The 18729-nt window shown below is 64.2% G+C and carries 18 protein-coding genes; 13 read left to right on the top strand and 5 right to left on the bottom strand.

The genetic code is table 11. From position 1 onward, the window contains the following. The first annotated feature begins 77 nt into the window (after positions 1-77). From NKH95_RS12260 to NKH95_RS12230, 7 genes are all read left to right on the top strand, one after another. Positions 78-1046 carry a YihY/virulence factor BrkB family protein gene (locus tag NKH95_RS12260; protein WP_352891647.1) on the top strand — a complete coding sequence of 323 codons (969 nt, stop codon included), beginning with the start codon at positions 78-80 and terminating at the stop codon, positions 1044-1046. A gap of 195 nt (positions 1047-1241) precedes the next feature. Next, complete coding sequence (locus NKH95_RS12255; RefSeq protein ID WP_352891646.1) at positions 1242-2132, top strand: SMP-30/gluconolactonase/LRE family protein; 891 nt, start codon at positions 1242-1244, stop codon at positions 2130-2132. Between the two features lie 90 nt (positions 2133-2222). Continuing rightward, positions 2223-3236, top strand: a complete 1014-nt coding sequence (locus tag NKH95_RS12250) for an ABC transporter substrate-binding protein (protein ID WP_352442103.1) — start codon at positions 2223-2225, stop codon at positions 3234-3236. Positions 3237-3285: 49 nt separating this feature from the next. Next, on the top strand, positions 3286-4755 hold the full coding sequence (locus tag NKH95_RS12245; RefSeq protein WP_352891645.1) for a sugar ABC transporter ATP-binding protein: 1470 nt from the start codon (positions 3286-3288) through the stop codon (positions 4753-4755). 1 nt (position 4756) lies between these two features. Further along, positions 4757-5737, top strand: coding sequence for an ABC transporter permease (locus NKH95_RS12240; protein WP_352891644.1), 981 nt, complete (start codon positions 4757-4759; stop codon positions 5735-5737). A gap of 3 nt (positions 5738-5740) precedes the next feature. Next, the gene (locus tag NKH95_RS12235) at positions 5741-6688 is read left to right on the top strand and encodes an ABC transporter permease (protein WP_023811208.1); all 948 of its coding nucleotides are present in this window, start codon (positions 5741-5743) and stop codon (positions 6686-6688) included. A gap of 336 nt (positions 6689-7024) precedes the next feature. Further along, on the top strand, positions 7025-9097 hold the full coding sequence (locus tag NKH95_RS12230) for a 3-hydroxyacyl-CoA dehydrogenase NAD-binding domain-containing protein (protein WP_352891642.1): 2073 nt from the start codon (positions 7025-7027) through the stop codon (positions 9095-9097). 29 nt (positions 9098-9126) lie between these two features. Here the strand turns inward: NKH95_RS12230 and NKH95_RS12225 are convergent, their stop codons facing one another. After that, positions 9127-9933, bottom strand: a complete 807-nt coding sequence (locus NKH95_RS12225) for a response regulator transcription factor (RefSeq protein ID WP_352864670.1) — start codon at positions 9931-9933, stop codon at positions 9127-9129. A 114-nt stretch (positions 9934-10047) separates the two neighbouring features. Here NKH95_RS12225 and NKH95_RS12220 point away from each other — a divergent pair, with 114 nt between their 5' ends. From NKH95_RS12220 to NKH95_RS12195, 6 genes are all read left to right on the top strand, one after another. Then, entirely contained in the window at positions 10048-11184 is a 1137-nt protein-coding gene (locus tag NKH95_RS12220) for an ABC transporter ATP-binding protein (RefSeq protein WP_352442107.1), read from the top strand. Beyond that, positions 11165-12328 carry an ABC transporter substrate-binding protein gene (locus NKH95_RS12215; protein ID WP_352442108.1) on the top strand — a complete coding sequence of 388 codons (1164 nt, stop codon included), beginning with the start codon at positions 11165-11167 and terminating at the stop codon, positions 12326-12328. Before NKH95_RS12220 ends, NKH95_RS12215 begins: the two co-directional genes overlap by 20 nt. A gap of 73 nt (positions 12329-12401) precedes the next feature. After that, entirely contained in the window at positions 12402-13265 is an 864-nt protein-coding gene (locus tag NKH95_RS12210) for an ABC transporter permease (RefSeq protein ID WP_352891641.1), read from the top strand. Further along, entirely contained in the window at positions 13265-14077 is an 813-nt protein-coding gene (locus NKH95_RS12205) for an ABC transporter permease (protein WP_352891640.1), read from the top strand. The genes NKH95_RS12210 and NKH95_RS12205 overlap by 1 nt, the downstream gene beginning before the upstream one ends. A gap of 10 nt (positions 14078-14087) precedes the next feature. Then, positions 14088-14849 (top strand): SDR family NAD(P)-dependent oxidoreductase, encoded by a 762-nt coding sequence (locus tag NKH95_RS12200; RefSeq protein ID WP_352555545.1) that lies wholly within the window; start codon positions 14088-14090, stop codon positions 14847-14849. A gap of 303 nt (positions 14850-15152) precedes the next feature. Next, positions 15153-15923, top strand: coding sequence for a hypothetical protein (locus NKH95_RS12195; RefSeq protein ID WP_352891639.1), 771 nt, complete (start codon positions 15153-15155; stop codon positions 15921-15923). Positions 15924-16042: 119 nt separating this feature from the next. Here NKH95_RS12195 and NKH95_RS12190 read toward each other — a convergent pair whose 3' ends face one another. From NKH95_RS12190 to NKH95_RS12175, 4 genes are read right to left on the bottom strand one after another with little or no spacing between them, the layout of a single operon-like run. Beyond that, positions 16043-17551 (bottom strand): aldehyde dehydrogenase family protein, encoded by a 1509-nt coding sequence (locus tag NKH95_RS12190; protein ID WP_352891638.1) that lies wholly within the window; start codon positions 17549-17551, stop codon positions 16043-16045. 20 nt (positions 17552-17571) lie between these two features. Beyond that, a complete protein-coding gene (locus NKH95_RS12185; RefSeq protein WP_352891637.1) occupies positions 17572-17916 on the bottom strand; it encodes a cupin domain-containing protein in 345 nt (114 codons plus the stop codon). A 23-nt stretch (positions 17917-17939) separates the two neighbouring features. Next, entirely contained in the window at positions 17940-18281 is a 342-nt protein-coding gene (locus NKH95_RS12180; protein ID WP_352891636.1) for a cupin domain-containing protein, read from the bottom strand. 17 nt (positions 18282-18298) lie between these two features. After that, entirely contained in the window at positions 18299-18649 is a 351-nt protein-coding gene (locus tag NKH95_RS12175) for a cupin domain-containing protein (protein ID WP_352891635.1), read from the bottom strand. Between the last annotated feature and the right edge of the window lie 80 nt (positions 18650-18729).

Raw genomic sequence — 18729 nt, 5'->3', positions numbered from 1 at the left:
GGCGCATTGCTAGTGAACGCCAACTCGATGCCTGCGGACCCGAAGTGCGACCCTCAATCACAGATTCATGGCACCTGGTGCGTGAAAGCATAGTCGGCTTCATCAACGATAATGCGCTTAGTCATGGTGCGGCGATGGCTTTCTATGCCACCACCTCGCTGGCGCCGATCTTGCTGATCGTGGTTGCGATTGCTGGTCTCGTCTTCGGCCACGATGCCGCACAATTGGCCTTGTCCGCGCAGATATCAGGGCTGATGGGACCGGAAAGCGCCGATCTCCTGAAGACTGCGCTGGAAAGTGCATCCGACAGTCTGTACGGCACCTGGGCCGCGATCATAGGGCTGGTCACCTTGCTGGTGGCCGCGTCTGGCGTTTTCGGCGAGATGCAGCAGTCGTTGAACACAATCTGGAAGATCGAACCGCAAGGCAACTCCCTGTCGCGTCTGGTGCGGGCGCGGGCCGCCAGTCTGGGATTGGTGGCCGCACTCGGGTTCCTGTTGCTGGTCTCTCTCATCGCAAGCGCCGCGATCTCGGCACTGGGCGCTTTCATCAACGCCCATCTGCCGTTCGGAACGATCATACTCAGCGGGATCAATGGCGTCGTTTCGTTTGCGCTTATCTCCGTGATGTTTGCCGCCATCTACAAGGTTTTACCCGATCGAACCCTGGAATGGCGCGATGTGGCAATTGGCGCTGTCGGGACCGCGGCCCTGTTCACACTGGGGAAATCGCTTATCGGCTGGTATATCGGCACCAGCGCGATTGCGTCTTCGTATGGCGCCGCCGGCGGACTGCTCGTCATACTGCTCTGGGTTTACTACTCGTCGGAAATTTTCCTTCTCGGTGCCGAGTTCACGAGGGCCTATTCCGTTCGGCACGGCAGCCGGTCCGATCTGAACACCTTGGTTCACAGCCCTCAACCCACGCAGCAAGACCCATTTCGCGCAGGGCAAAAATCCAACGCTGCCGGCGTGGTCGTGCTTGTGGCCGTAGCTTGCGCGAGCGCAACCCTGACCGCGCTTTTGCGGCGTGTTCGCCGGCCCTGATCTGACGTCGCCGCTATCCTATGCTCGATAGGCACGGCCGACTGTGCAAACGCACAGTCGGCCGTGCGCTTTGACCCGTATCGACTCGTCGGTACCGCGCCTACGCTCTACTCCAACAAGAAGACTGTATCGGGAAGCGCTCATGCCATTCGTCACCATGCGGAGTAGCACGGCTGTTCGCGCCGGGAGCCGATGATGTCGGTGTCGGCGCGTGCGCGCCATTCCGGTTTCGACGACGTCGTCGGCGATGCGACCATTGAGACGCTGGCGAGCGGCTTCGGCTTCCTCGAAGGGCCGGTCTGGCACCCCTACGAGAAATGGCTGGTCTTCTCCGACATTCCGGAAAGCCGGATGTATCGCCGCAGTGCCGAAGGCGAGATCGAGCTGTTCCGCGCGCCGAGCCACAAGGCCAATGGCAACACGCTGGACCGCCAGGGGCGGCTGGTCACCTGCGAGCATGCGACGAGCCGCGTGACCCGCTCCGAGCCCAACGGCAGCGTGACCGTGCTTGCCACGCATCATCAGGGCAAGCAGCTCAACAGCCCGAACGACATCGTTATTGCCACCGGCGGATCGATCTACTTCACCGATCCGGGCTATGGCCGGAGGGAATTCTATGGCGTGCCACGGCCACAGGACCTGCCGTTCCAAGGCGTCTACCGCATCGATGGCGACGGCGCCCGGCTGACATTGCTGGCCGACGATTTCGGGCAGCCAAACGGGCTGTGCTTTTCGCTCGACGAGTCGCGGCTGTTCATCAACGACACCGAACGCGGGCACATCAGGGTGTTCGGTGTGGAAGCCAATGGCGACCTCAATGGCGGCGCGGTCTGGGCAGTAACCGAGGGCGAGGAGCCGGGAGCGCCCGACGGCATGAAGATCGACAGCCGCGGCAATCTTTACTGCACCGGTCCCGGCGGCATCCACATTTTCGACGCGTCGGGCGCCATTCTTGGCGTCATCCGGACGCCCGAAGATTGCGCGAATTTCACCTTCGGTGACGACGATTTGCAAAGCCTCTACATCACCGCGTCGACGTCGCTGTACCGGCTCAGGGTGCGCGTGCCGGGATTGAGACTGTTTTGAGCTCGCGACAATCCGTGCTCAAATCAGAGTTGAGGCCGGGGTCAAAGCCGGTGGGAATGCAGCAGTCAACACATCTGGGAGGATAACGACATGAAGAAACTGTTCGTTCTGGGCGCTCTGGCCGCAATGCTCGCCTCGGGCACGGCGCTGGCCGACACCAGTGGCAAGAAGATCGCTTTTTCCAACAATTATGCCGGCAATTCCTGGCGGCAGGCGATGCTCGACAGCTATGGCATCGTCACCAAGAAGGCGGTCGCCGACAAGATCGTCGGCGCGGCCGACATCTTCACCACCGCCGACAAGGAGGTGCCGACGCAGGCAGCACAGGTGCAGAACCTGATCCTGCAGGGCTATGACGCGATCGTCATCAACGCCGCCTCGCCGGATGCGCTCAACGGCGCCATCAAACAGGCTTGCGATGCCGGCATCGTCGTCGTCTCCTTCGACGGCACGGTGACCGAGCCTTGCGCCTACCGCGTCGTCGTCGACTTCAAGGACATGGGCAAGCAGGAAGTCGAGCAGATGGCCAAATTCCAGCCCAAGGGCGGCAATCTTCTGGAAATCCGTGGGCTTGCCGGGACCTCGATCGACGATGCCATCCATGCCGGCATCCTCGAAGGCGTCGCCGCCCATCCCGAGTTCAAGATCGTCGGTTCGGTGACCGGCGACTGGGACCAGACGACGGCGCAAAAGGCGGTGGCGACCATCCTGCCGTCGCTGCCCGACATCGTCGGCGTCGTCGACCAGGGCGGTGACGGTTACGGTGCGGCCCAGGCCTTCGCCGCCGCCGGCAAGCCGCGTCCGACCATCATCATGGGCAACCGCCAGGACGAGCTGCAGTGGTGGAAGGAACAGAAGGACAAGGACGGCTACCAGACCTGGTCGGCCTCGATCGCGCCCGGCGTCTCGTCGCTCGCCTTCTGGGTGGCGCAGCAGGTGCTCGACGGCCGCACCGACATTCCGCACGATCTGCTGGTGCCGTACCTGGCCTTCACACAGGACGATTTCGAGGCCGAGCTGCCGAAGATCCCCAAGGGCGGCGTCGCCAGCCACGAATACACGCAGGAAGACGCGATCGCGGCCATTAAAGCCAACATCAAGTGAGCATAACGGCAGCGTTGCCGTCCGTATCGCCGAGCGGATATCGTTGAGCATGCCTGAAGGGAACGCTGACATCATCAGACTGAACGGCGCCGAAAAGCATTTCGGCGCCGTTCGCGCACTGGGCGGCGTCGATTTTCACGTCGGCCCCGGCGAGTGCGTCGGTCTCGTCGGCCATAATGGCGCCGGCAAATCGACGCTGATGCACATGGTGGCGGGCACGCTGGTGCCCGACAGCGGGCAGATCGGCGTGCATGGCGACACCGAGGACAACTACTCGGTGTCGCGCGCGCAGCAGCTCGGCATACGCTGCGTGTTCCAGGAACTGTCGCTGTGCCCCAATCTCAGCGTCGCCGAGAACACGCGCATCAACCACGCTTCGCTGCGCGGATTTGGCTGGCGGCGCAAGGCGGCCGAGTTGATCGCCGCCAAGCTCGACGAGATCTTTCCGGGCCACAGCATTTCGGCGGTGGACATCGTCGGCGACCTGTCGATCGGCCGGCGCCAGATGGTCGAGGTGGCGCGCGCCTTCACCGCCACTCAGGACCGGCTCGACCTCGTCATCCTCGACGAGCCGACCTCGTCGCTCGACGCGCATACGGCGGGCCAATTGCTGGCCTTCGTGCGCCGCTTCGTTGCCGGCGGCAAAAGCTGCATCCTGATCTCGCATGTGCTGGGCGAGGTGCTGCGCAACGCCGACCGCATCGTGGTGATGCGCGACGGCAAGGTGGTTGTCGCCGACGCCGCCAGCGCCTTCGACCGCGACCGGCTGGTGACGGCGATGGGCGGCGCGGAAGCGCGCCAGAAGATCGCGGCGCAAATCGCTGCCGCCAAGCCCGCCGCCAGTCCGCTGCGGGTCCGGGCGCGGCCCGCTGCGCAGAAGGACGGCACCGACCTTGTCGCCTGTGCCGGGGAGATCATCGGCCTTGCCGGGCTGGCTGGCCACGGCCAGACTGACCTGCTGCTGACGATCTTCGCTGCGGCGTCGCGGGCCCGAACCGGCATCGAGGTGACGGCACCGGTGGCGCTGGTCGCCGGCGACCGCCAGTCGGACGGCATTTTCCCGCAATGGTCGATTGCTGAGAATATCGGCATCCGCTCGCTGGCGCGGCTGCGCAGCGGGCTGTTGATCTCGCCGCAGCGCGAGGCGGAGCTTGCTGCATTCTGGCAAAAGAAGATCGGCATCCGCACGCCGGATATGAACAACAACATCTTTTCACTGTCGGGCGGCAACCAGCAGAAGGCGCTGTTTGCGCGTGCGCTCGGCTCGGACGCGCAGATCGTGCTGATGGACGACCCGATGCGCGGCGTCGACATCGGCACCAAGCTGGAGGTCTACGACCTCGTGCGCGAAGAGGCCGCCCGAGGCCGCACCTTCCTCTGGTACACCACGGAAACCGAAGAGCTCGACAATTGCGATTACATCTATGTCTTCAAGAACGGCCGCATCGTCGCCAATCTGCGCCGCGACGAGTTGACCGAAGAGAAGATCATCCAGTCCTCCTTCGGCGATGCGGCCTGAGATGACGGGCGCCAGCCTCGACACCGCCGCCAGGACATCCGCCGAACGTGGCGCGCTGGCCCGCGCGCGCCTGCTGCGCGGGCTGCTGCCGGCGCTGTCGCTGGCGCTGGTGCTGCTCGCCATCGCCTGGCTCAACCCGCGCGCCATCAGCTATTTCGGCTTCAGCCTGATGCTGAACCTGGCAATCCCGATCGCCCTGGCGACGATCGCGCAGATGTTCGTCATTGCCGGCAACGAGCTCGACCTGTCGATCGGCACCTTCGTCGGCTTCGTCGGCTGCGTCACGGCGACCTGGCTGAAGGACGCGCCGCTCATCGGTGCCGCCATCCTGCTCGGATCGATCGGTGTCTATGCGCTGCTCGGCGCGCTGATCCATCTGCGCAATTTGCCTTCCATCGTGGTGACGCTCGGCATGAGCTTCGTCTGGCAGGGCCTCGCCATTCTCGTTTTGCCCAAACCCGGCGGCAAGGCGCCGGACTGGCTGCTCGGGCTGATGGCCTTCAAGCCGCCTTTCGTGCCGTTCCCGATCATCGCCGCGCTGCTGATCGGCCTCATCGTTCATTTTGGCCTGATGCGCACCTCCTACGGCGTGATCCTGCGCGGGTCCGGCGGCAATCCGGCGGCACTCGGGCGCGCCGGCTGGTCGCTGCTCAAGACCAAGATCGTGCTGTTTGCGCTCGCGGGTCTGTTCGGCGTGCTGTCCGGCATGGCGCTGATCGGCATCACCACCTCGGCCGATGCCAATATCGGCAATGGCTACACGCTGCTGGCGATCGCCGGCGTCATCCTCGGCGGCGGCGAATTCGTCGGCGGCCGGGTATCGCCGATAGGTGCTGTGATCGGCGCGCTGACGCTGGCGCTGGCCGCATCGCCATTGCTCACCTTCATGCACATCCCGCCCGACTGGCAGGTGGCCGCCAACGGCGCCATCCTGATCATCGTGCTGGCGGCGCGGGTGCTGATCAGCCGCAAGGAGAGGTGAGCGATGACATCGGTGAAATCGCTGCTCACCAAACCCTGGATCTGGTCGTTCATTGGCGCGCTTCTGGTGTGGCTGGCGACGATCGCCTTCACCGGCGGTTATGGCGCCGGCGGCATGGTCACTGCGGCCCTGTCGCTTGCGGTGTTCACCGTCATTGTCGGCGTCGGCCAGATGTTCGTCATCACGCTGGGTCCGGGCAATGTCGACCTGTCGCTGCCGGCCAATATCGGCCTTGCCAGCGCCGTCGCGATGAAAGTGATGGACGGCAACGATTCCATGATCGCGGTCGGGCTGCTGGCGGCGCTTGCCTGCGGGGCGGCGATCGGCGCCGCCAACTATCTGCTGATCTGGGCGCTGCGCATCCCGCCGATCATCGCCACTTTGTCGGCCAGCTTCATCATCCAGTCGATCGACATCAGCTACGGACGCGGCTTGCAGATCAAGCCGCCGCCGGGCTTCGCCGATTTCGCCAACCGGCAGGTGCTGGGCATTCCGGTGCTGGCGATCCTCACCGTGCTGTTCACCATCGGTGCGGCCGTCGCCCTGCAGCGTATGATCTATGGCCGCTCGGTGCTGGCGATCGGCCAGAACATTCGGGCGGCGTGGCTCGCCGGCGTCAATGTCGGCCGCATCCGCTTCCTCACCTACACGCTGTCGGGCGCGCTCGGCGGCATCGACGGTGCGCTGCTCGCCGGTTATTTCCGGGGCGCCAATGTCGATATCGGCAATGAATATCTGCTGGCCTCGATCGCCGTCGTGGTCATCGGCGGCACGTCGGTCGCCGGCGGCAAGGCCAATGTGCCTGGCGTGTGGGGCGCGGCGCTGTTCCTGGTGCTGCTTTTGACCATGCTCAACACGTTTGGGGTGAGTGCCGGGGTGCGATTGCTGCTCACGGGGCTGATCATTGTCGGGGTGATCACGGCGGCGGGCGGGCAGAAAGCGCCGCGGTAGCGGGAGCAGGACGCCGACGCTGGCGGGACAGCACCCCCCTCTGGCCTGCCGGCCATCTCCCCCGCAAGGAGGGAGATCGGCAGCTTCGCCGTTTCGTCCGCCTTTCAACGTTGAAAATTGGGAAGGCCGTCGTGACGTCCGATCTCCCCCCTTGCGGGGGAGATGCCCGGCAGGGCAGAGGGGGGTGTGAAGGATCTCTACTTCGGCGATGATGGCAGCCGGGCACCTCGAGCCGCTAATCATTGTGCCAGGCCTCCCTCTGGTTTCCATCCACGTCATAGCGCTGTAAATCCAATCGCGCGGCTGCAGGCCGTTCACCATTGTCCGGAGGTTTGCTTGTCCGATTTTGTGAAGGTCAGCCGAGACGGCGACGTCGCCATCGTCACCATCGACAACCCGCCGGTCAACGCGCTGAGCTTTCATGTCCGCGAACCGCTGATGCAGGCGCTGGTCGAGTTGCGGGATGATCCGTCGGTTGCCGCCATCGTCATTGCATGCGCGGGCCGGACCTTTGTCGCCGGCGCCGACATCACCGAATTCGGCAAGCCGATGGAACAGCCCGAGCTACGCGCCATTGTGGCTGTGCTGGAGACCATCGCCAAGCCGACGGTCGCCGCCATCCATGGCACCGCGCTCGGCGGCGGGCTGGAGCTGGCGCTGGGCTGCCATTTCCGCGTCGCCGATGCCGGCGCCAAGCTCGGCCTGCCGGAGGTGAAGCTCGGCCTGTTGCCGGGGGGCGGCGGCACGGTGCGGCTGCCGCGCCTGGTCGGCGCGGTGAAGGCGCTCAGGATGGTCGTCTCCGGTACGCCGGTCGGTGCGACCGAGGCGCATGCCGCCGGTCTGGTCGATGCCGTCTTCGAAGGCGGTCTGACCACGCATGCCGTGAACTTGGCCAGGGAAATAGCCCGCAAGGGTGGTCCCTTTACGCCGGTGCGTGATCGCAATGAGGGGCTCAAGGAGACCGACCTCGCGGCTTTCGACGCCGAGGCTGCGGATCTTGCCAGGAAAGCGCGCGGGCTCGAGGCGCCGATCGCCTGTGCGCTGTCGGTGCGCAATGCCGTCATGCTGCCCTTCGATGCGGCGCTGGCGGCGGAGCGTGCGCTGTTCGTCAAGCTGGTCGCCAGCGACCAGTCGCGGGCGCAGCGCCATGTGTTCTTCGCCGAACGTGAGGCGGCAAAGCTTCCCGGAAAAGACATCGTCAAGCGCAGGATCGCCCGCGTCGGCGTCATCGGCGCCGGTACGATGGGCGGCGGCATCGCCATGGCCTTCGCCAATGGCGGCTACCCCGTCACCATGCTGGAAACCAGCCATGAGGCGCTGCAGCGCGGGCTGGCGACCATCGACAAGAACTACTCGGTGTCCGTCACGCGCGGCTCGCTGACGGCAGATGCCAAGCGCGAGCGCCTCGCCCTGTTCAAGGGCTCCACCGACTATGCCGATCTCGCCGATTGCGACCTGATCGTCGAGGCGGTGTTCGAAGACATGGCGGTCAAGAAGGAGGTGTTCGGCAAGCTCGATGCCGTGGCCAAACCGGGCGCGATCCTCGCCACCAACACCTCCTATCTCGACATCAACGAAATCGCCGCCTCGACCTCGCGGCCGCAGGATGTGCTCGGTCTGCATTTCTTCTCGCCGGCCAATGTCATGAAGCTCTTGGAGATCGTGCGTGCCGAGGTGACCGCGCCCGATGCGCTGGCCACCGTCGTCGATCTGGCGCGGCGGATCGGCAAGGTGGCGGTCGTCGTCGGCGTCTGCCACGGCTTCGTCGGCAATCGAATGCTGGCCGCGCGTGGCGCCGAATCCGAGGCGCTGCTGCTGGAAGGCGCGACACCCAGCCAGATCGACCAGGCATTCACCGATTTCGGCTGGCCGATGGGTCCGTTCCAGATGGGTGATCTTGCCGGCCTCGACATCGGCTGGCGCAACCGCAAGGCGCGCGGTCAGACGGCCGTCATCGCCGATACGCTGTGCGAACAAGGGCGTTTCGGCCAGAAGACCGGCTGGGGGTTCTATCTCTACGAGAACGGTTCGCGTACCCCGGCCCCGGATCCGGAGGTCGAGGTGCTGATCCGCGACAAGGCGGCCGAGAGGGGCATCGCGCCGCGCGCGATCAGTGCGGAAGAAATCATCGAGCGCACGCTTTACCCCCTGATCAACGAGGGCGCCAAGATCCTGGAGGAAGGCATAGCGGCCCGTGCGTCCGACATCGATGTCGTCTGGGTCAATGGCTACGGCTTTCCCATCGGCAAGGGCGGACCGCTGTTCTGGGCTGGCCTTGAAGGCCCGGGCAAGATTATCGAGCGGCTCGAGTACTGGCATCAGCGGACGGGCAAGGATGTGTTCCAGCCAGCGCCGTTGCTGAAGCGGATGGCCGAGACCGGATCGTGGGAAGCCGGCGCAACAGCCTGATCAAACGGCGGATTGAGGGGTGGTAGGAATTATCGTATCCGCGCGTCGATGATCTCGACGAAACGTGCGAACAGGCCGGCCTGCGACTTGATCTTGAGCTTGCGGTAGATGTTGCGGCGATGGACCTTCACGGTTCCCGGCACGATGCGCATGGCCCTGGCGATCGATTCCGTCGAATGCCCCTGCAGCACCAGGTCGACGACATGTTTTTCGCGCGGCGTCAGCGACAGGCTCTGCCAGATGTGGGCGCGGTCGAACTCGTTGACCGGAGTGGTCGTCTCGTCCTGCTGCGCCTCTGCCGGTTCGTCGGCCGGAAGGGCGGGCCAGCGCAGCCTGGCGAAGCTGATCACCGCCGGCGCCATGTCGCGAAGCAATCTGGCATCGGCGGTGCCGAACGGGCCTGAGACGCGCAGCCGCATCAGTGAGAGCACCAGCGCATCCTTGCCCGGCAGCGGCACGAAGAAGCCGACCTCCTCGGCCAGCCTGGTCTGGCTATAGTAGGAGCGGAAATACTCGCTGGCATAGAAACGGTCCGGCGCCAGTTCGCGCATGCGCCAGAATCCTTCCTTGCGCTCGACCGCAGCGTGGTGGAACGGGTCGAGCAGATAGGGTCCCTCCTGATAGAGCGCGACGAAGACGTGGCTTTCGGCCGGCGAGAAGGTTTCGAACAGCAGCGGCGGGCGCGCCGCGCCGCGATAGCCGAAGACCACGCAGTGGTCGAAGCTGACATGGAGCCGCAGCCAATCGACCAGCGCATTGCCGAACAGGTCGCCGCTGGTCTCCCGCGTCGCCGCGACGAGCGTGGCGAGCTGGCTGTATTCGTCGCTGCGGGACAATCTATACCCCCTTAAACGAGAAAATAGATCAGATATACCACCTGAGAGGTATATACTAGCCGCCATTGGCTCTGGTAGCGTCCCGATATTGCCCTGTCGCTGGAGCCTACAGCCTTGACCGCAGTGCCAGACATCGAGTTTCGCGGCGTCACCAAGCGCTATGGCAGCGTGACGGCAGTGAGCGGCATCGATCTTGCTGTCCCGCCATCCGCCTTTGTCGCCCTGCTTGGACCATCCGGCTGCGGCAAGACGACCTGCCTGCGCATGATCGGCGGTTTCGAACAGCCGAGCGAAGGCCAGGTGTTCATTCGCGGGCAGGACATGGCCGGTACGCCGCCCTACCGGCGGCCGGTCAACATGGTGTTCCAGCAATACGCGCTTTTTCCGCATCTCGATGTCGAGGACAACGTCGCCTACGGGCTGCGCCAGACGCGGCCAAGGCTGTCGTCGCGCGAGATCGCTTCAAGGGCGGGCGAGGCGCTCGAAATGGTGCGGCTCGCCGGCTACGGCCGCCGCAAGATCCATGAACTGTCCGGCGGCCAGCAGCAGCGTGTGGCGCTCGCCCGCGCCCTGGTCAACAAGCCGGCCGTGCTTTTGCTCGACGAGCCGCTGGCAGCGCTCGACAAGAAGCTGCGCACCGATATGCAGATCGAGCTGCAGAACCTGCAGCGCGAGATCGGCATCACCTTCGTGCTGGTCACGCACGACCAGGAGGAAGCGCTGTCGATGAGCGATTTCGTCTGCGTCATGAATGGCGGCCGCATCGTCCAGCTCGGACAGCCGAGCGAGATCTATGACGAGCCCGCCGATTTGTTCGTCGCCGACTTCGTCGGCAAGACCAATCTCTTGAGCGGCACCGTCGCCGGGCATGCGGGCGAGCTGGTGGAGGTGGCGCTAGCGGATGGCACCGTCATTGCCGCGCGCAAGCGGACCGCCTTGCAGCAGGGCGAGGCCGTTTCGGTCAGCTTGCGTCCTGAATCGCTCAGTCTCGGCGCTCGGACAAGCGGGCCATTCAAAGGCGTCGTCCGTAACCGGATCTTCCTGGGCTCGACGGCGGAATACGCGATCGAGGTCAAGGGCATTGGAACGCTGCTGGCCAAGGCCGATCACCTGATCGGCCACGGCAATCTCTTCAAGCCGGGTGAACCCGTCGCCATCGGCTTTGCCTCCGGAACGCCGCTGGCGTTTGCGGAGACCAAAAACAACGGGGCCAACCAGAGGGTAGATAAACATGTCGAAATCATATCGTGACGGACTGCCGATAAGCCCTGAAAAATTCGTCGACCAGTTGATGCGCCTCAAGCGCGGCTCGATCGGCCGCCGCGACTTCCTCGGCCTCACCGGCCTTGGCATTGCCACGGCGGTGATGGCGCGCGAGATCGGCATCATGCCGACACCAGCCTTTGCCGCGGAAAGCCTTGGCGACCGCATGTCGATCGCCACCTGGCCGAACTATCATGACCCGGCGACCTTCGAGAACTTCAAGAAGGACACCGGCGTTGCCGTCGAGGTCAACGTGTTCGGCTCCAACGAGGAGATGCTGGCCAAGCTGCAGGCGGGCGCCTCGGGCTGGAGCCTTTTCGTGCCGACCAACTACACGATCTCGACTTACAAGAAACTCGGCATCATCGAGCCGCTGGAGATGGCGAAACTGCCGAATTTCGATGGCTCGCAGGAGGATCCGCGGTTTACCGGGGAAGGCACGATCGAAGGGGTGACCTATGCGGTGCCGAAGAACTGGGGCACCACCGGCTTTGCCGTCAACACCAAGAAGCTGACCAAGCCGATGACCAGCTGGAAGGAGTTCTGGGACACTGCCATGGCGGAAGGCGACAGCCGCACCATGGTGCATGACTACCAGCTGACCACGATCGGCAATGCGCTGAAATATTACGGCTACTCGTTCAACTCGCTCAAGCAGGACGAACTGGCCAAGGCGGAGGAACTGCTGCTGAAGGTCAAGCCGCATCTGTTCGCGGTCTCCTCCGACTACCAGCCGGGCATGCGCGCCGGCGACGCCTGGATGACGATGTGCTGGACGAACGATGGCGCGCAGCTGCATCGCGACATTCCGGAGATCGCCTATGTGCTGGGCAAGGAAGGCGGCGAGATCTGGACCGATTTCTACGCCATTCCGAAGGATGCGCCGAACAAGCCGGCCGGCTACGCCCTGCTCAACTATCTGATGAATCCGCAGGTGGCGGTGAAGGAGCACCTGGCCAATGGTGCGCCGTCCACCGATGCGCGGGTCAACAAGCTGCTGCCCAAGGAAGTGCTCGACAATCCGATCCTCTATCCGGCGGCCGACCTGTTGACGCCGCTGGAATTCGGCGCGGCGGCAACGCTGACGGATCCCGGCCGCGCCGAATTGATGGCGCGCTTCAAGTCGGCCTGAGCGACGGCCTCAAATTCTTTTCGGATAAGTTGACCGGCGGGTTCATACCCGCCGGCACGGGGCAAATCTCTCCATGCACGGCAGCCGTCTTCGCAGGAATTTTCTGACCGCCATGCTGCTCGGTCCGGCGACCGCGTGGCTGGTGGTGTTTCTGGTGCTGCCATTCATCGCCATCGCGGTGTTCAGCGTCGGCGAACGGGCACCGGAAGGCGGCTATCAAGCGGCTTTTACCTTCGCGCAGTACGCAAATCTTCCGGCGCGGGCGACCGCCTTCTGGAATACGATGGTGCTGGCGCCGGTGGGAGCGCTCGCCTGTCTGCTCGTCGCATACCCGGTCGCCTACTACCTCGCTCTGCGCGCGCCGCAGCGCTGGCGGCTGATCCTGCTGGCGCTGGTCGTCATCCCGTTCTGGACCAGCCTCCTGATGCGGACCTATGCCTGGATGTATGTGCTAGGCGGGCGCGGCATCCCAGCATTGCTTGCTTATATCGGGTTCGAGGATGTCAGGCTGATCAATACGCCGGGCGCAGTGCTGCTCGGCATCGTCTACGGCTATCTGCCGCTGATGATCCTGCCGATCTATGTCAGCCTCGAGCGGCTCGACCGCCGGCTGCTGGAGGCCTCCGCCGATCTTGGCGCCACGCCGCTCTCGACCTTCCTCGGCGTGACCCTGAAACTGTCGCTGCCGGGCGTGATGACCGGCTTCTCGCTGGTCATGATCCTGCTGCTCGGCGAATATCTGATCCCGACGCTGCTTGGCGGCGGCAAGGTGTTCTTCATCGGCAACGCACTGGTCGACCTATTCCTGCAATCGCGCAACTGGCCGTTCGGATCGGCCATCGCGATCACGCTGGTGCTGGTATCGGTGGTGGTGCTGATTGCCGCCAACCGCATCTCGACCCGGGTTTCGGGCGCTCGCCGGGTGGATCTGATCTGATGCGCACCTTCGTCATTGCCGTTTTCGCTTTCCTCTATCTGCCGATCGCCCTGGTCGTGCTGTTCTCCTTCAATGCCGGCCGCCATGCCAGCGAGTTCACCGGCTTTTCGGTGCAATGGTACGGCAAGGCGCTGGCGAACCCGTTCCTGGTCGAAGCGCTGAAGAACAGCCTGTTCATCGCCACCACCAGCGCCTTGCTGGCGGCGTTCTGCGGCACGGCGGCGGCACTCGGCCTGGCGCGTGTCGGCATCAGAACACGCGCGGTATTCGATGCGCTTCTGGGCGCCGCGATCGTCGTTCCGGGCGTCGTCATCGGCATTTCGACGCTGGTCGCGCTCGTCCAGCTGTTCACGGTCGTCAATCCGTTCCTCGCCTCGATCTGGCCCGACGACCAGCCGCCGCGCCTGGCGCTCGGTTACGGCTCGATCATCGCAGCGCACGGCCTGTTCTCCATGGCGCTGGTGACGATGATCGTCGGCACGCGGCTCGGCAGCCTCGACCGCAATCTGGTCGAGGCGTCGAGCGATCTCTACGCCACGCCGTTGACGACGTTCCGCTCGATCGTGCTGCCGCAGATCATGCCGGCCATCGTTGCCGGCTTCCTGCTCGCCTTCACCTTTTCCTTCGACGATTTCATCATCGCCTTCTTCGTCGCCGGGGCGCAGACGACGCTGCCGATCTATGTCTTCGCGTCGATCCGGCGCGGCGTGACGCCGGAGATCAATGCTATCGCGACGATCGTGCTCGTCGCCTCCGTGCTGCTCGTGGTGCTTGCCCAATGGCAATTGCGCCAGCGCAAGCCGTCGAACTGAAAGTCGCATCATGATCCTCAAAGACCGCATCGCCGTGGTGACAGGCGCCGGCTCCGGCATCGGGCGCGCCGGCGCCATGATCATGGGCAGGGAAGGCGCGGTAGTCGTCATCGCCGACAGGGATGAGGCCGCCGGCGAAGCAACGGCTTTGGACATAAGGGCAGTGGGTGGCCAAGCCGAGGCAATCGCCACCGATGTCGCCGATGACGCAGCGGTCGAGCAACTCATTGCCGGCACGCTGGACAGGCATGGTCGCATCGACATCCTGCACAATCACGCCGGCATCCAAGTCGGCGGAACGCTGACAGAGGTCGAGGTCGGCGGCATGGACGCGTCATGGCGGGTCAATGTGCGGGCGCAGTTTCTGGCGGCCAGGATGGTCATGCCGTCGATGATCGCACGAGGCAACGGCGTCATCCTGAACACCGCCTCCAATTCGGGTGTGTTCTACGACCGCGAGATGATTGCCTACGCCACCTCCAAACATGCGGTGGTGGCAATGACGCGGCAGATGTCGCTCGACTATGCCCGGCACAATGTCCGCGTCAACGCGCTCTGTCCGGGCTGGGTCGACACGCCGTTCAACGAACCGTTCATCGCCCAGATGGGCGGACGCGAGGCGATCGAAACCTATGTCCGCACCAAGATTCCGATGGGGCGCTGGGCCAGCGCCGATGAGATCGCCGAAGCGATCCTGTTCCTCGTCTCCGACCGCTCATCCTTCATGACCGGTCAGGCGCTGGTGATCGATGGCGGCGAAAGCATCGGCTGAGACCTATGCTTTCGTCATCAACCTCCTTTATTTCAGCGCCTTTCCAATACACTGCTCTACGACCTTCCTGGTGCCGCTGGTCGGCAGATAGGACTATGGTCCGGCCGGCATGGGACTTCAGTGCCATGGCCGATCAAGAGCGTTGATTTGTGTTTAATATCAATTAGTTATGGTGCCGGCGGGTTGTCAGATCGCGTATTGAGACAACATTTGTCTAAATTTTACTCTGTACAATTAGTAATTCCTCATACGACGGTCGCCTAGCGGTTGGGCGAAGGGCGGCGATTCCCCGAGGAGATTACCATGACAAACCGAAAAACTCTGTTCGCGGCGCTTGCCGCATTGGCGCTTCTGGCATCTCCGGCGATAGCCGGCGGCAACGGCCACGGGGGCGGCAATGGCGGTGGCAATGCCGGCGGCAACGGCAACGGCGGGGGAAATGCCGGCGGTAACGGCGGCAATAGCAATGGCAAGAGCGGCGCTTCGCACGGCAAGTCGTCGTCGGCTCGGGGGCAGGTGGCAAAGGCCAAAGCGGACGACACCACGGTCGACAAGACCGCAAAGGTCTCGGCCGTGCCCAAGGAGAAGAACATCCACGCCAAGCTCGGCCGGCTGAACTCGCTTCAGCGCAACATCAACGCCTATATGAACTCGAAGAGCAAGAAGTTCGCTGCCATCCAGGCCTTCGTGACGCAGTCCGCCAAAGCCAAGGTCGCCGAGGCCGCCGCTGAAGCGGCCCAGGAGAAGCTGGATGCGCTGAATTCGCAGTTGAACGCGCTGACATCGCTGACGCCCGAGCAGATTGCGGCCATGACGCCCGAAGATCAGGCGGCCTTGCCTGGGAAGATAACGGATCTGCAGGCCGAAATCACTGCCCAGGAGGCAGAGGTCACCGCCGCCAATGAGGCGGCTGCCGCGGCAGAGGTCGGCACCGATGATGCATCGCTCGACGCGGCGCTGACGGACATGGCCAACAAGCCGGTCGACGCTGCGGTCACGTCCTGGGCTCAGGGCGTCCTTGCCGACAAGATCGACCAGACGGCCGCCGCGATGGAAGCAGAAACGACGCCGTAACGACTTGCCGTCGAAACGGCAGTAGCCAATCGATGAAAGATGCCGCCGGGCCCCGCCCGGCGGCATTGCTTTTTCCCGGCCATGGACTGGCTATCCGGAGCTGGCGAGGTTCGAAACACTCAGACGTGCTTTCGGCCGCCGGTCGCGCGGAACCAGCTGTCGGGATAGGGATACCACCATTCCTGGATTGTCGGCTTGTGGTCGATGATCACCATTTTGGAGCGGCGGAAGGCGTCGAGCCCCTGGCGTCCGAGCTCGCGGCCGAGGCCCGAGGCCTTCCAGCCGCCGAAGGGCAGGGCGTCATTGTCGATCAGCGGATTGTTGACCCAGACCATTCCGGCTTCGAGCCGTTCAGCCGCCTCGTGGGCTTCGGCCAGATCAGTGGTGAAGACAGAGGCGCCGAGCCCGAACGGGCTGTCATTGGCAAGCCGGATCGCCTCATCGAAATCCCTGACCCGGCAGATGGCGGCGACGGGTCCAAAGCATTCCTCGCGCACGATCGCCATGTCCGGGGTGACGCCGGTCAGGATCGTCGGTTCGTAGAACCAGCCGGTGTTATGCGCTGGCGGGATGCGCCCGCCGGTGACTGCGACGGCGCCATGGGCGATCGCATCGTCGACCAAGCGCATCACCTTGGTCCGCGCGCTTTCGCTGACCAGCGGGCCGATCTCGGTCTTGTCCATGCCGTTGCCGATGCGCAGCGCGCGTGTCCTTTCGGCGAACAGTTCGACGAAACGGTCATGGACGGCATCGACGACGAAGAAGCGCTCGGCCGAAGTGCAGACCTGGCCGGTGAGATGGAAGGCCGCGGTGACGCTGCCGGCTGCCGCGATCTCAAGCGGAGCATGTTGGCTGACGATCAGCGGATCGCTGCCGCCGGCCTCGATGACGCAAGGCTTCATGCGTTCGGCGCAGGCCACCGCAACCGCCTTGCCGGCGGCGACCGAGCCGGTGAAGGCAACTGCGTGGGTGCGGTCGGAGGCGATCAGCGCCTGCGCCGTGGTCGCTCCACCAGGCAGGCAGGAGACCAGCCCCTCCGGCAGCGAGCGGAACACGGTCATGTAGTCCAGCGTCGACAGCGTCGTCGCCTCGGCCGGCTTGATGATGCAGGCATTGCCGGCGGCGAGCGAGGCGGCGACCGTCCAGCACATCAGCAGGATCGGAAAATTATAGGGCATGATGTGGACGGAGACGCCATAGGGCTCGTAGCGCGCATACTGGAACGAACCGGCCTGTGTCGTGCCGGCGATCTTGCCGGCATCGTCGCGCGCCATCTCGGCGTAGTAGCGGAAGATCGGCGCGCAGTTGGCGATCTCGCCGACCGCTTCGGGATAGGGCTTGCCCATCTCGCGCACCATCAGCTCGGCGCAGCGGGTGAAGTCCGCCGCCTCGATGGCGTTGGCGACGGCATGCAGGTGCTTGGCCCGGCTCTTGGCGTCGAGCTTCTTCCAGGCGGCCTGCGCCCTGGTCGCGGCGGTGAGCACGGCATCGATCTCGCTATCGCCGGCCGCAGCGATCGCCCCGACGGTTTCCAGCGTCGCCGGATCGATCACCGGTTTGTTTGTGCCGGCCATCGGCCGGTAATCCGGGTTGACGAAGAAAGCCGGCCGGTCAGCTGAGAAATCCATAGGCATCCTCTCAGATCCGCTCAGCGGATCATGTAGACTTTCTTGATCGTCTCATGGACGGTGCAGACGCCTTTCCAGTCCTGCGGAAAGAAGGCTGCGGTGTCCGGCTCGATCTCGATCACCTCGCCGGATTCATGCACGTAGGTGCAGCGCCCTTCGAGGAAGTGGCAGAACTCGTCGCGGGTGACATGGCAATGCCATTTGCCTGGTGTGCAGACCCAAAGCCCGCATTCGGAGCGGCCTTCCGGCCCCTTGTGCAGCAGCTTCCCCGAGGTGTGCGATTGCCCCTCGATCATGGTCGGGATGACGCCCCAGTCGACGAGGTCGGTAATGGCGAGCGGGGATTTCATGATGGGTGTGGTCATATCGATTTCCTTGAAAGGAGTGCTCAGCGGCACATGAAGGCCTTGGTCAGCGTTTGCGTGATGATGGAGATGCCGGTCCAGCCGGCCGGGAAGAACACCAGCATGCCGGCCTCGACCGGGATCTCTTCGCCGTCGTCATGGACATAGCTGCCACGGCCTGAGAGGAAATGGCAGAACTCGTCGGCGCCAAAGGTGACCTTGCGCGTGCCCGGCGTGCATGACCACAGGCCGCATTCGCTGGAGCCGTCCGGGTTCCGGGACAGGACCCTGCCCGAGGCGCGCGGCGAACCGGCGAGCGTGTTGCTGCCCGCGCCCCAGTCCTCCTGTTCCACGCTCGAGGCCTTCGGCCAGTGCGGTGTCGGCATGTCGTCAAGCTCCGTGGTCACGCCAGCATGTAGACGTTGCGCATGATTTCATGCACGGTGCATTCGCCTGTCCAGCCAGCCGGGAACATGACCACAGTTCCGGCGGAGATTTCTATCAGCTCACCGACATCTGACCGGTAGGTCGCGCGGCCGGCGACGAAATGGCACAATTCATCGCGCGGGATGCTCAGGCGCCAGCGCCCCGGCGTGCACACCCAAATGCCGGATTCCGGCTGGCTGTTCGGGCCCTTGTGCACGAGCCTGCCGGTCGAGTGCGAAGTGCCTGACAATGCGTCGGGTTGGGCGCCCCAGTCGACGAGATCGGTTCGGGTGGAGGCGTGGTGGAGGTGTGGTGCGGAGGAGGTCATGCGGAGGCTCCTGCGCGATGGTTGCTATTCATATGCTGCGCCAGGGCACCCCCCTCTGGCCTGCCGGCCATCTCCCCCGC

This window comes from Mesorhizobium sp. M0848 (assembly GCF_040319805.1).
GTDB lineage: Bacteria > Pseudomonadota > Alphaproteobacteria > Rhizobiales > Rhizobiaceae > Mesorhizobium.
The sequence above is the reverse complement of the archived record's forward strand: the minus strand, read 5'-3'. Positions and strand labels throughout refer to the sequence as shown.